Annotated in this window: 12 protein-coding genes and 1 pseudogene; 8 read left to right on the top strand and 5 right to left on the bottom strand. The window is 42.3% G+C overall.

Annotation, left to right across the window (positions count from 1 at the left end; genetic code table 11):
* The first annotated feature begins 17 nt into the window (after nucleotides 1-17).
* The 4 genes from ACW2QC_RS07200 (at nucleotide 18) to ACW2QC_RS07185 (ending at nucleotide 3,935) form a co-directional block, all read left to right on the top strand.
* Complete coding sequence (locus ACW2QC_RS07200; protein WP_457543302.1) at nucleotides 18-1,514, top strand: aldehyde dehydrogenase family protein; 1,497 nt, start codon at nucleotides 18-20, stop codon at nucleotides 1,512-1,514.
* A gap of 65 nt (nucleotides 1,515-1,579) precedes the next feature.
* Nucleotides 1,580-2,752: a saccharopine dehydrogenase family protein gene (locus tag ACW2QC_RS07195; RefSeq protein WP_457543301.1), complete on the top strand. Its 1,173-nt coding sequence runs from the start codon at nucleotides 1,580-1,582 to the stop codon at nucleotides 2,750-2,752.
* A gap of 66 nt (nucleotides 2,753-2,818) precedes the next feature.
* A complete protein-coding gene (locus ACW2QC_RS07190; protein ID WP_457543300.1) occupies nucleotides 2,819-3,589 on the top strand; it encodes an IclR family transcriptional regulator in 771 nt (256 codons plus the stop codon).
* A gap of 25 nt (nucleotides 3,590-3,614) precedes the next feature.
* A complete protein-coding gene (locus ACW2QC_RS07185; RefSeq protein WP_457543299.1) occupies nucleotides 3,615-3,935 on the top strand; it encodes a DUF3870 domain-containing protein in 321 nt (106 codons plus the stop codon).
* A gap of 226 nt (nucleotides 3,936-4,161) precedes the next feature.
* On the opposite strand, the gene ACW2QC_RS07180 is transcribed toward ACW2QC_RS07185, so the two are convergent.
* From ACW2QC_RS07180 to ACW2QC_RS07165, 4 genes are all read right to left on the bottom strand, one after another.
* Nucleotides 4,162-5,604: an NAD-dependent succinate-semialdehyde dehydrogenase gene (locus ACW2QC_RS07180; RefSeq protein ID WP_457543298.1), complete on the bottom strand. Its 1,443-nt coding sequence runs from the start codon at nucleotides 5,602-5,604 to the stop codon at nucleotides 4,162-4,164.
* Between the two features lie 93 nt (nucleotides 5,605-5,697).
* Entirely contained in the window at nucleotides 5,698-6,903 is a 1,206-nt protein-coding gene (locus ACW2QC_RS07175) for an acyl-CoA dehydrogenase family protein (RefSeq protein ID WP_457543297.1), read from the bottom strand.
* Nucleotides 6,904-6,914: 11 nt separating this feature from the next.
* On the bottom strand, nucleotides 6,915-8,075 hold the full coding sequence (locus ACW2QC_RS07170; protein ID WP_457543296.1) for a CaiB/BaiF CoA transferase family protein: 1,161 nt from the start codon (nucleotides 8,073-8,075) through the stop codon (nucleotides 6,915-6,917).
* Nucleotides 8,076-8,385: 310 nt separating this feature from the next.
* Nucleotides 8,386-8,745, bottom strand: a complete 360-nt coding sequence (locus ACW2QC_RS07165) for a DUF1428 family protein (RefSeq protein ID WP_457543295.1) — start codon at nucleotides 8,743-8,745, stop codon at nucleotides 8,386-8,388.
* 103 nt (nucleotides 8,746-8,848) lie between these two features.
* On the opposite strand from ACW2QC_RS07165, the gene ACW2QC_RS07160 reads away from it, so the two are divergent.
* Nucleotides 8,849-8,977: a hypothetical protein gene (locus tag ACW2QC_RS07160; RefSeq protein WP_457543294.1), complete on the top strand. Its 129-nt coding sequence runs from the start codon at nucleotides 8,849-8,851 to the stop codon at nucleotides 8,975-8,977.
* Nucleotides 8,978-9,013: 36 nt separating this feature from the next.
* Here ACW2QC_RS07160 and mreBH read toward each other — a convergent pair whose 3' ends face one another.
* Entirely contained in the window at nucleotides 9,014-10,021 is a 1,008-nt protein-coding gene (mreBH, locus tag ACW2QC_RS07155; RefSeq protein WP_457543293.1) for a rod-share determining protein MreBH, read from the bottom strand.
* A 436-nt stretch (nucleotides 10,022-10,457) separates the two neighbouring features.
* Between mreBH and ACW2QC_RS07150 the strand changes: the two genes are divergently transcribed.
* The 3 genes and pseudogenes from ACW2QC_RS07150 to ACW2QC_RS07140 all read left to right on the top strand — a co-directional run bounded on the left by ACW2QC_RS07150 (nucleotide 10,458) and on the right by ACW2QC_RS07140 (nucleotide 13,461).
* Nucleotides 10,458-11,282, top strand: coding sequence for a CAP domain-containing protein (locus ACW2QC_RS07150; protein WP_457543292.1), 825 nt, complete (start codon nucleotides 10,458-10,460; stop codon nucleotides 11,280-11,282).
* 454 nt (nucleotides 11,283-11,736) lie between these two features.
* A pseudogene (locus tag ACW2QC_RS07145) lies at nucleotides 11,737-12,231 on the top strand (hypothetical protein); the annotation flags it as partial.
* A 234-nt stretch (nucleotides 12,232-12,465) separates the two neighbouring features.
* Nucleotides 12,466-13,461 (top strand): glutaminase, encoded by a 996-nt coding sequence (locus ACW2QC_RS07140; RefSeq protein ID WP_457543291.1) that lies wholly within the window; start codon nucleotides 12,466-12,468, stop codon nucleotides 13,459-13,461.
* Nucleotides 13,462-13,541: the final 80 nt, after the last annotated feature.

Here is a 13,541-nt window from a genome sequence, read left to right as displayed (position 1 = left end):
TCAAGGAGGTAATTTTCATGGCAGAAGCATTATTAGACGTAAAAAGCCTTAAAAACTTTATTAATGGAGAATGGGTAGAAGCAGAGAAAACAACACCAGTGATTAACCCGGCGACAGGCGAAACGGTCGTTCATGTTCCATTATCAAATAAGGATAGTGTAAATAATGCGGTTTCAGCCGCTAAACAGGCACAAAAAGAGTGGGCTTTGGTACCAGCACCACAACGTGCAGAAGTGCTATTTCGTGTTGGAAGCTTGATGAAAGAACGGAAAGAGAAATTAGCGCAATTGCTAACAATGGAAAATGGAAAAGTCATCGAGGAAGCACGTGGAGAAGTACAAGAAGGGATTGATATGGCCTTTTATATGGCTGGTGAAGGACGCCGTTTATTCGGGCAAACAACACCTTCTGAATTAAAAGATAAATTTGCGATGAGTGTGCGGGCTCCAGTTGGGGTTGTTGGTATTATTACACCTTGGAATTTTCCAATTGCCATTGCCACATGGAAGTCATTCCCAGCAATCGTAGCAGGGAATGCTGTCGTTTGGAAGCCAGCAACAGAAACACCAATTATGGCATTTGAGCTTGCAAAGATTTTGGAAGAAGCGGGGCTGCCAAAAGGAGTTATGAACGTTGTATTCGGTTCTGGATCTGAAGTTGGCGATGCAATGGTTGAACATGATGATATTCGAGTAATTTCATTTACCGGATCAAATGACACAGGACGAAATATTGCCGGCAAGTGTGGACAGCAATTGAAAAAGGTTTCCCTTGAAATGGGTGGAAAAAATGCTGTGATCGTCATGGATGATGCTGATTTAGACTTGGCTGTTGAAGGAATTCTATGGAGTGCCTTTGGAACAAGCGGCCAGCGTTGTACTGCATGTAGCCGAGTCATCGTACACGAGTCAATAAAAGAACGATTAGCGGAGCGGTTACTTGTTGAAATGGAAAAACTAACAATCGGTAATGGCCTTGATGAGTCGATTAAAGTCGGTCCAATTATTAACAAAGGCGGTATTGAAAAAATTAAACAATACATCGAAATTGGGAAAGATGAAGGAGCCAAAATGCTTGCTGGCGGTTATGTTATGAATGAAGGCGATCACAGTAAAGGGAACTATTTTGCCCCAACATTGTTTGCGGATGCAACGGCAGACATGCGGATAGCGCAGGAGGAGATATTTGGCCCAGTTGTTTCCTTGATTCCGGTCAAAAGTTTTGAGGAAGCAATTGAGGTGAACAACGGGGTAACATATGGCTTATCGAGCTCCATATTTACTGCAGATGTGAATCGGGTATTTAAAGCACAGCGTGATCTTGATACAGGTATTATCTATGTAAACGCTGGTACAACCGGAGCGGAAATTCACCTACCATTTGGGGGAACCAAAGGCACAGGAAATGGACACCGCGATTCCGGGGTCGCTGCGCTTGATGTGTTCACAGAGTGGAAAGCCGTCTATGTTGATTTTAGTGGAAAACTCCAACGCGCACAAATCGACGTGGAATAAAAAACAACAAACATTACGAAAAGGGCCTAAGTGAACAAACGAAACTTATATAAGGAGTGGATTGGATGAAAATAGGTGTATTAGGGTCTGGTTTAATGGGAAAAGAAGCTGCACGTGATTTGGTATCAAGTGAAGGCGTGGCTGAAGTTGGCTTGGCAGACATTGACTTTGCAAGGGCAAAACAGGTTTGTGAATCGCTACATTCTCCTAAACTAACAGCCTATCAAGTGAATGCTAGTAATGAGGAAGAATTGGCAAATTATATGATGCAATTTGATGTTATTATTAATGCATTATTCTATTCTTTCAATGAAATTGTTGCAAAGACGGCAATTAAAGTAGGCGTTCATTCAGTTGATCTAGGTGGCCACATTGGTCATATGACAGATAAAGTGTTAGCACTTCAGGAGGAAGCAAAAGCTGCAGGAGTTACATTAATTCCTGATTTAGGTGTTGCACCGGGGATGATTAATATTTTATCTGGACACGGTGTAAGTAAAATGGATAAGACGGAATCGATTAAATTGTATGTCGGCGGAATTCCGGTACGACCTGAACCGCCATTTGAATATAACCATGTTTTTTCCATGGAAGGTGTTTTTGATCACTATACAGACCCATCCTTGATTATTAGAGATGGTGTAAAGCAGGAAGTACCATCGCTATCGGAAGTGGAACGGGTCCATTTTGAAAAGTTTGGTCCACTGGAAGCTTTTCACACATCTGGTGGGACATCAACATTATCGATTTCTTATCCAGATTTAAAAACATTGGAATACAAAACCATTCGTTATCCAGGCCATGCGGAAAAGTTCAAGCTGTTAGTAGATTTGAACCTAACGCGAATGGATTATCAAGTAGACGTAAACGGTCAATCGATCAATCCCCGAGAAGTGCTTTTAAAGGTGCTTGATCCGATTGTAGATTTAAAGGATAAAGATGATGCGGTATTATTAAGAATACTAGTTTCCGGTGAAAAGGATGGAAAACCAGTTACACATGCATTCGAAATGACAACATATAAGGATCGGGAAACAAATGTTACTGCAATGGCTCGTGCTACAGCAAACACGATTTCGGTTGTTGCACAAATGATTGCGAGTGGTACAATTTCAAAAAGAGGTGTTTATCCGCCAGAACAGATCGTGACAGGGGACACGTACATCAAGGAAATGGCGAAGCGTGACGTACACATTAAGGAAACGGGCAGTCCCGAAAAGGCACACGTAAATAGTTAACTATTCATCCCTCTACTTATTCATGGTAGGGGGAGATTTTTTCTGAAAACGAAGGAGCAAATAATTATGAACCAGAGTGTCATCAAGGCGTTAAAGTTACTCGATTTATTTACTGAGGACAATGAGGAATTAACGTTAAAGGAAATTTCTAATAAGGCTGATATGCCGAAGCCAACTGCATACCGGCTGCTGTCGGCTTTGGAATCGTGCAATTTTTTATATAAAACCAAGGAAAATGAGCATGATAGCCGCTATCGATTAGGGCTGAAGCTATTGGAATTAGGTCAAATTGTTTCCGATCAACTAGAGTTAAGGGGCATTTCCTTACCTGATATGGAAGAGTTGGCACAGGAAATTAACGAAGTCATTCACCTGGTCATCGTCAATCAAAATGAAGCAACCTATATTGAAAAAGTAGAAAGCGCTAGGGCATTACGTCTCTATACTAGAATTGGAAAAAGTTCTCCTTTGTATTTGGGGTCTGGTCCCAAAATGTTACTCGCATTCTTGCCCCAAGCAATGCAAGAAAAGGTTTTAGGGGAAGGGGAGTTGTATTATCTTGGCAGTCATAATCCGATTGATCGAAAAAGTTTGAAAAATGAACTGGAAAAAATCCGTCAAGAGGGATATGCTTATAGTATTGGGGAACAAGACGCTGATACAACGGGAATATCTTATCCAATTTATGATCATCTTTCCCAAGTTATTGCAGCGTTAACTGTTAGTGGGTTATCGAGTCATTTTGAAGGTGACAATCTTTCATTTATTAAAACAAAAACGAAAAAAGCAGCACAAGCTATCTCCGAAAAATTAGGATACCGCGGTGCAAGCTTTTGAGACTTTGGAGAGGATGACACAGGTGATGAATACGGTATTTATTGCAGGACATGCCAGATTGCCATCCGGAATGGCAGCGAAAAGTATTTATGACACATTAACAATAACAGCAGAAATTGATAAAAAATATGGAGTTATCGTAACGGCTGGCTGCACGTTGGCAACTGTGCATGGAAGAGAATATGTGCAGCAGCTTTTACGTGGCTACAGCTTGCAGGACGGAATTGAAAAGCCCGTCCAAGAAGTGAAGGTGCATTATTTAGGCAAAGCCGGCAATGCGCTGGAATCGGCATTGAAAGATTTGTATAAGCAGTATGAGCAGTATCATGAAGCACTGGAAGATTAAGTAGGTGTTGTACCTGATAGGTTGTGCGTCGAATGCAAGAGGTCGGGTGATAAACGCCAAGAATTCGCGCACCCCGGGAGAAAAGAGTTGCGCATCTCGGGCGGAAAGTCGCGCAGGCATGCACCAAGAAAAGTCGCGCACCTTGGGCGGAAAGCCGCGCATCCCGGGCGGAAAGCCGCGCACCTCGACCGGAAAGCCGCGCATCCCGGGTGGTGAATTAATTAAACTAAATCCCCATCGAAACAAATTTCCTCTCGAGAAATTCTTCCATACCGTAGTGTCCGCCTTCTTTGCCAATCCCGGACTGTTTTACGCCACCAAATGGAGCCTCGGCAACGGCAGGGAATACATCATTCACACCGACAATTCCATAATCCAGTTTTTCTGAAACGCTGATGGCACGAGTAGTTGTTTCAGTGAAAATATATGCTGCCAGGCCATAGTCTGTATCATTGGCTTTGTTAATAACAGCTACTTCATCGGAAAACGGTTGGATCGGGATGATTGGTCCGAACGTTTCTTCATTCATAACCAGCATATCATCGGTGATTTCCGAAAGAACGGTTGGCTGATAAAAATACCCGTTTAGCTTTCCGTTCCATTTTGTTCCACCGCAAATGATTTGTGCGCCTTTTTCAACAGCATCATCAAGGTGATCCTGGACTTTAATTGATGCTTGTTGATTGATCAATGGTCCTAAATCAGTGCCATCGTCTAGCCCAGAACCAATTTTGAGCTGTTCCACTTTTTCAGTCAGTATTTTTGTAAACTTTTCCTTAACGGATTCATGGACGTATAATCGGTTTGCACAAATACACGTTTGGCCATTATTTCTAAATTTACTCGCCAATGATAATGTGGCGGCTTTTTCCAAATCAGCATCGTCAAACACGATAATCGGTGCGTGCCCACCAAGCTCAAGCGATAGTTTTTTCACATGATCGGCACTTTCACGCATTAAGTATTTTCCGACCTTTGTTGATCCGGTGAATGTAATTAAGCGGACGTCTTTGCTTGTCAACATTGCATTTCCGATCGCTTCAGCATCACCAGTAATGAGATTAACGACACCATTCGGCATGCCGGCACGTTCTAGAATTTTTACAATTTCAATCGCCGATAATGGTGTTTCGGGAGCTGGTTTCAAAACAACTGTACAGCCTGCTGCGAGGGCCGGTGCTATTTTTCTAGTAATCATCGAAGCAGGGAAATTCCATGGCGTAATGGCACCGACAACGCCGACTGGTTGCGGGATAACCAACATACGTTTTGATTTTATCGAAGACGGAATCCATTCTCCATAACTTCTGCTCGCTTCTTCTGCATACCAGAGTAGAAAATTGGCGGCACCTTTAATTTCACCTGTTGCCTCTTTTAATGGCTTGCCTTGTTCCGTGGTTAGTAGTTTTGCTAAACGATCAGTTTCTTCCAACATGAGCTGATATGCTTTATATAAAATTTTTGATCGCTTACGTCCGGTCAATTCACTCCATGTTGAAAAAGCGGTAGAAGCAGCGGCAATTGCCTTATTTGTTTCGCTTGCTCCACCGTCCGCTACTTCTGCGACAGGTTCTAATGTTGCCGGATTATAAACGGTTGTCGTCTTATCCGATTCTGCGTTTTGCCATTTACCATCGATAAAAATACTTTGAACCAGTGTATCGATCATATAACGTTCCTCCTTGAATTCTAGTAAATAGAACCGCATCTTGCCTCACACAAGTATATGAAACTAGTACAAGCAAAATGCGGATATGAACAACTATTTGGAAATTAACTCTTCTTTTTCCCATGCAGGCAACATGTTATTTAACGGTTTATCTTTACGATAACCAAGTACATATTCCGCCTGCATAATGGTGTGGACCTCGCGCGTTCCTTCATAAATGACAGGTGCCTTCGAGTTACGTAAATAACGCTCAACAGGGTATTCATCAGAATATCCGTATGCACCGTGAACCTGTACGGCGTCATCAGCGGCTTTATTGGCGAAATCACATGCTTGCCATTTGGCTAGTGATGTCTCTCTTGTGTTGCGCTTGCCTTGATTTTTCAATTCGCCGGCACGATAAACAAGTAAGCGGCTCATTTGCAGGCCTGCTTCCATGTTAGCAATCATCTGCTGTACAAGTTGATGTCGCCCAATTGATTTACCAAATGTTTCCCGTTCATGGCAATACTTCACACACGCTTCTAGACACGCCATAATTTGACCACATGCCCCAGATGCAACCGTAAAGCGCCCATTATCTAATGATGCCATGGCAATTTTAAATCCTTCTCCTTCTTCACCAAGCAGGTTTTCCGCTGGTACCCGAACATTGTCAAAGAATAATTCTCCTGTATTACCAGAACGAATGCCTAATTTTCCTTTGATTCCTTTAGAAGAAAATCCCTCCCACTCCCGTTCCACAATAAATGCAGAAATACCGTGGTGTTTTTTTGATTTATCTGTATAGGCAAAAACAAGAAAATGATCTGCCGTGTCACACAAGGAAATCCATGTTTTTTGCCCATTTAAAATGTAGTGATCGCCATCTTTAACTGCGGTTGATTGCAGGGAAGCAACGTCAGAACCTGCGCCTGGTTCGGTTAAGCCGAATGCACCAACTTTTTCACCTTTAGCTTGTGGTACTAAATATTTTTGCTTTTGTTCCTCGTTGCCCCATTGTAAAATAGACATACTGTTTAAGCCTGTATGCACGGAAACTGCGGTACGAAATGCAGTGTCGCCACGTTCCAGCTCTTCACAAACGATGGCAAGCGCGTTGTAATCCATTCCACTTCCACCATAGGCTTCAGGAATACAGACACCCATCAAACCGAGATCGGCTAATTTTTTCATAATGGATGGGTCAAATGTTCCATTTCGATCCCATTCGGCAATGTTTGGCATTATTTCCTTGTCAACAAAATTTCTAACTGTATTTCGCAACATATTTTGTTCTTCTGAAAAATCAAAGTTCATCTGATCATCTCCTAATTATTTGTTTTGGTAATCCCTAACTGTGCTAAAACTTCGTCGGTATGTTCACCGGCATCTGGTGGGTGATGTTTCACTTCTGTTGGTGTCCGGGAAAATTTCAATGGACTGCCAATCATTTGCACCTGGCCAGCTGTTGGGTGCTCACATTGGACAAACATATTTCTTGCTTGCAATTGTGGATCGTTCGTAACTTCCTCGATGTTTTGAATCGGTCCACATGGAATCTTGGTTTGGCGGCATTGTTCCTGCCAATATGCAGTAGACTTAGTGGAAAAAATGCTCTGCAATAGCGGTACCAGTTCTTCCCGATGCTGTACACGATTCGGGTTAGTCTGGAACCGTTCATCATTAGCAAGTTCGGGTTTTCCAAGAATGCCACATAACGCTTTAAACTGATTGTCGTTCCCTACAGCAATCACCATTTCTCCATCAGCCGTTTGAAATGTTTGATATGGAACGATGTTGGCATGATGGTTACCGAGTGCTGCTGGGATTTTCCCGGACATTAAATAATTACTGCCGATATTTACAAGTGAGCTTACCGCTGCATCATAAAGGGAAATGTCCAACTTTTGCCCTTTGCCTGATTGGGTGCGCTCGAGCAATGCCCCTTGAATGCCAATACATGCATACAGTCCTGTTAAAATATCTGTAATTGCGACACCGAGTTTTTGCGGGCCGGAATCTTGGTCGCCAGTAATGCTCATTAGACCACTCATCGCCTGAATGATAAAGTCATACCCCGGCATGTTTTGATATGGACCGGTTTCGCCAAATCCAGTGATCGAGCAGTAAACAATCCCCGGATTTATGTCGGCGAGAGTTTCGTAATCAAGACCGAATCGTTCCATAGTACCGGATTTGAAGTTATTAATGATGACATCGCTTTCACTAACGAGTTTTCTAATCACCTCGATACCAGCTGTAGATTTAAGGTCGACTGTTATACTTTTTTTGTTTCGATTCGCACATAAATAATAGGCACTTACACCATTTTGAAAAGGGGGACCCCATTTACGGGTATCATCACTTCCGCCCGGCGCCTCTACCTTGATCACCTCTGCACCGAGATCACCAAGGATCATCGTACAATAGGGACCAGCCAAAACACGGGACAAATCAAGAACCTTGATATTTTCAAGTGCTCCAGCCATATCATCACTCCTTTCTAAGTTAATAAAAAAAGCCAATCCAAAATGACCACAGTCGTGCTGTCAGTCAAAATGAACTGGCTTTTATCTGTTGGAACAGAACTGGAATAGAACTGTAAACAGATTAGGCAGTGTAATTTTAGTTGGAATTATATGTCTAGCTTGTGTGGTAGTCCACATCTCTGAATGATTCTGATCATGTGATTGAACGCGGAGACGTTTCAACATGATTCTCTACTTATTAGTATAGTCTATTCTGAAAAATTTGTAAATGTTTTTTGGAAAAATATTATGCTTTTTAATTTGTTGAAGGTTATTTCTTATCTTCGGTTGTGAATGAAGCGTTGACTATTCTAGAAAAATCTACAATTTTGGTTAATTCATCATATAATTGGTCAAGTTCCTTCTCATCATTAACATGGTTCCTGACATCTTCAAAATGGGATTTATTACGGTAAACAGATTGACCAAAGAAGACCAATTCGTCATCCGCAACATTAATTATATCCAGCAAGCCCATGTAACCTTGCTGCCCATTTAGATTGTCAGCAAGATATGTGGTATCCTCCAACGCACCATTTGCCAGATAAATTTCACTGGCTCGTTCATTAATATCTAAAAACTGCTGTTTATGTATTTTATTTACTCGATAGATTTTAATAACTGTATACATGCAGGTCACCTCGCTAAACTTATTCTATACATTCCACAATTAGTGGAAAAAATCCTTTATTTTTTTGAAAAAAGTTAAAAAATGTGAAATGGGAGTGTGATATGTGGAGGGATGTCGATTTGATGGAGGTAAGTTGATCGATATTAGTTGGAGAGCATTGGCTGAAGGACAGAGGGTATCGGCGGGAGAGCAGAAACATCGGCGGGAAAGCAGAAACATCGGCGGGAAATAAAAAACGTGCACCCCACTGGGATGCACGATTCAACTATTATTTTGCTGCTTTTTGTAGTTTGGTGATCATTTTTAGGGCGCGCCCTGTCCCGATAGCAACAGATTCAAGTGGGTTTGGTGCAATGTGAACGGGAACGAATATTTCGCTAGCGAGCCAATCTTTCATTCCATTTAATAAGGATCCGCCGCCAGTTAATACAATTCCTCTGTCAACGATATCGCCACTTAATTCTGGTGGGCAGTTTTCCAATGTTGCGCGGATTGCTTCTAATATTTGTTGCAGGGATTCTTTTAAGGCATTGTAAATTTCTTTTGATGATACGGTTACTGTTTTTGGCAAGCCGTTGACCATATCACGGCCGCGAACTTCCATTGTTTCCTCATCATGATCGGGATAGGCGTAACCAATTTCCATTTTAATATTTTCAGCGGTACGTTCTCCGATTAAAATGTTATACTTTTTGCGGATATAATTAATGATCTCTTCATCCATTTTGTCACCGCCGATTCTCACAGACTGACAGGAGACAACCCCGCCAAACGAGATAATACCCACTTCAGAGGTTCCCCCACCAATATCAACAACGACATTGGCGATCGGTTCATCGACTGGTAAATCAGAGCCGATTGCAGCGGCAACTGGTTCTTCGATTAAATGGACATGTTTTGCACCGTAGCTTGACACGGCGTTATGAATAGCCCGCCGCTCTACCGTTGTACTTCCGGAAGGTGTGCACACAACAACGGTCGGTTTACGCATTGACAATCCCATTTTTTTGCTTACCTTTTTCAAAAATTCCTTTAACATTTGTGCGGTTATATCATAGTCCGCAATGACCCCGTCTTTTAATGGTCGGATCGGGACAATGTTCTGTGGAGTTTTTCCTACCATTTCTTTTGCTTCCGCGCCAACAGCAACGACGTTTTTTGTATTAATATCGATGGCCACAACTGATGGCTCGTTTAAGACAATTCCTTTTGTTTTTGAATAAACAAGAATATTTGCAGTACCTAAATCTATTCCAATTTCGGCATTAGATAACATATAAGCTCCTCCAATGATGACAATTTTCTTGTATAGCATTTCTATACCATAACACAATTTTTGGGGGTAGATAAGTACTTTACATAATTTGTTATTTTACGAAGGAGTTCCTTTGTTTTATTGCCAAACAGGAGCAATGAATAGGAATAAATCAAGTGACATTATCATTACAAATCTGATAATTTTGTAATATAACAGGTGTGAATAAATCAGTGTCAATAGCCACTTTTTTGTATGTTTTTCCAACTCGTTGAGGATTTTCCTATTTGTCCGATATTAGGAATTAGCATTTTCCCTATAAATAAAAGGTTTTTACTATATTCACTTGTAAACTATCTCTGGCAAACCGTACATGGTAACGACTTCCACTTTTATTACAAAAAATGCATGCTATGATTATTTTGCAAAAACAAAAACCAAAGGAGAGTGTAGCAAGATGTTCAAAAAAATCGGGGTTGTTACAGCATTATCGACAGCATTATTATTTGGCGGTTCATTATCCTCTGTAGATGCATCAGCAAGTACTGATCATTCACAGGGTCAACAATATAAAGTATATTATTCTGTGAATGGTGGACATTGGAATAGCTTTTCACAAGATGATTTTAGTAATCTATTAAGTAATTATTTTAAAAAACACCATATCAATTGGGATTGGAATAATAAAAAGGCAGCACATGCCGAAAAGAAGCAAGATGTGAAACAGTCAGAAAAGGCACAGGAACAACCAAAGAAAACCGAAGAACAATCAAAGCAAACGCAAGAACAGTCAAAACAAGAGCAACCAAAACAAACACAAAAACAACCAGAAAAAACAAATTCACAAGCACAACAATCAGGTGCTAACAAGCAAGAGCAACAAACACAATCACAACTACCTCAATTAAGTCAATATGAGCAACAGGTTGTGGAATTAACAAATGACGAACGGGCAAAACAAGGCTTATCACCACTTAAAGTAGATTTAGAGTTAAGTAGAGTTGCTCGTGAGAAATCTCATGACATGCAAGCAAATGGTTATTTCGATCATAACAGCCCAACTTATGGCTCTCCATTCGATATGATGAAGTCATATGGCATTAGCTATCGTACAGCTGGTGAAAATATCGCCAGAGGACAACGTACACCTGAAGAAGTAGTCAATGCATGGATGAACAGTGAGGGCCACCGTGCTAACATTTTAAATCCTGACTTCACGCATATTGGAGTAGGATATGTTGCTGACGGAAACTACTGGACACAACAATTTATAGGAAAATAAGATAGATATACTATGAGAGACTAGCTTCGGTTAGTCTCTTTTTTTACGAAAGCGAAAAGTTGCCGGAAAGAAGCAGAAAGTCGCCGGACGAAAGGGGAAAGTCGCCGGAAAGAAGCAGAAAGTCGCCGGACGAAAGGGGAAAGTCGCCGGACGAAAGGGGAAAGTCGCCGGAAGAAAGCGAAAAGTTGCCGGAAGCAAGGGGGAAGTCGCCGGAAAGAAGCAGAAGGTCGCCGGACGAAAGGGGAAAGTCGCCGGACGAAAGGGGAAAGTCGCCGGACGAAAGGGAAAAGTCGCCGGACGAAAGGGAAAAGTCGCCGGACGAAAGGGGAAAGTCGCCGGACGAAAGGGGAAAGCCGCCGGACGAAAGGGAGAAGTTGCCGGACGAAAGGGGAAAGTCGCCGGACGAAAGCGAGAAGTCGCCGGACGAAAGGGAAAAGTCGCCGGAAGAAAGCGGAAAGTTGCCGGAAAAAAGCGGAAAGTCGCCGGAAAGAAGCAGAAAGTCGCCGGACGAAAGGGAAAAGTCGCCGGAAGAAAGCGAAAAGTTGCCGGAAAGAAGCAGAAAGTCGCCGGAAGAAAGCGAAAAGTTGCCGGAAGCAAGCGGAAAGTCGCCGGAAGAAAGCGAAAAGTCGCCGGAAGCAAGCGGAAAGTCGCCGGAAAGAAGCAGAAAGTCGCCGGAAGAAAGCGGAAAGTCGCCGGAAGAAAGCGAAAAGTTGCCGGAAAGAAGCAGAAAGTCGCCGGAAAAAAGCGAAAAGTCGCCGGACGAAAGGGGAAAGTTGCCGGAAAGAAGCAGAAAGTCGCCGGAAGAAAGCGAAAAGTCGCCGGAAGCAAGCGAGAAGTCGCCGGAAGCAAGCAGAAAGTCGCCGGAAAAAAGCGGAAAGTCGCCGGAAGCAAGCGGAAAGTCATCGGACGAAAGCCGAATCCCCTCCAATTGGCCAATGTGTTCGATTGAATTAGACATCAACGTAATGATATGATTGCCTCTCTTAAGTTTTGCAAGCAATTTTAAGTGGAAGTATCTTAGACAGGGTATGCTATTATAGGTCGTGTTCCGCATAACATAATCCTCTTTGTAAAAAATATAGTTGCGGATATGTAGCGATACACGTATGGTAGCATAAGTATGATTATAACGGAGAAAATTATCTTAGGTGATTTTATACATAGACAATTGTGAGGTGAGTGTATGGTTCAAGGTGCAGCAAATTGGAACACCGAGTTAACGCAGGAATGGCTCGAAAATTATGTTGATGACTGGGTATCCTTCTATCGGAAGCATACGACTGAAGGGGAAGTGGCTTCTTATATACCCATCCTCGCTGAGGCAAATCGAGACCATTTAGGTATTTCGATTATTGGAAGAAATGGCATGACCATTCGTTCCGGTAATGTGGATGTTCCGTTTACGGTACAGAGCATTTCCAAGGTGCTAAGTTTCATTGCAGCCTGTATGGAACGAGGGGTCGGCTACATGCTTGATCGAGTCGATGTTGAACCTACAGGTGAGGCATTTAATTCCATTATGCATTTGGAAATGAAACAAGTAAAGAAGCCGTTTAATCCATTAATTAATGCGGGTGCGATTACCGTTACATCGATTTTAGAAGGAAGAACGTCCGATGAAAAATTAAAGCCAATTCTGGATTTAATGGAAATGATGCTTGGGTATCGTCCGGCGATTAATGTGGATGTTTATGAATCAGAACGTGACTCATCGATGCGAAACAGGGCAATTGGCTATTACTTGTTGGAGACCGGCTTTTTGGAATCGGATTTAAATATTACGCTAGAGACGTATTTCAAACAGTGTTCCATCGAGGCAACGGTTGATGATTTGGCAAGAATCGGGATGATACTTGCAAATGATGGGGAAGATCCTAAATCAGAAGAAGAAATTATCCCACGGCAAGTTGCCCGGATTGCTAAAGCATTAATGTTGACGTGTGGAATGTATGATGCGTCAGGGAAATTTGCGACATACGTAGGTATTCCTGCTAAAAGTGGTGTTTCAGGTGGGATCATGGCAGTAGCTCCACCGCGTGTTCGCGAAGAAGAATTACCGTTTATCAATGGATGTGGAATTGGAGTATATGGCCCTGCTTTAGATGACAAAGGGAACAGCATAGCAGGTATACGTCTACTGCGGCATATCGCCAAACAATGGGACTTAAGTATATTTTAATTGGGACGGAGGGGACAGGTCTCTTTCCCAAAGTGGGAGCGGGACAAGAAACCTGTCCCCATGTCCCGTTGAGAAACCTC

The organism is Virgibacillus sp. FSP13 (assembly GCF_054048505.1).
Note: the sequence above shows the minus strand (reverse complement) of the source record. Positions and strands in the feature narration are given on the sequence as shown.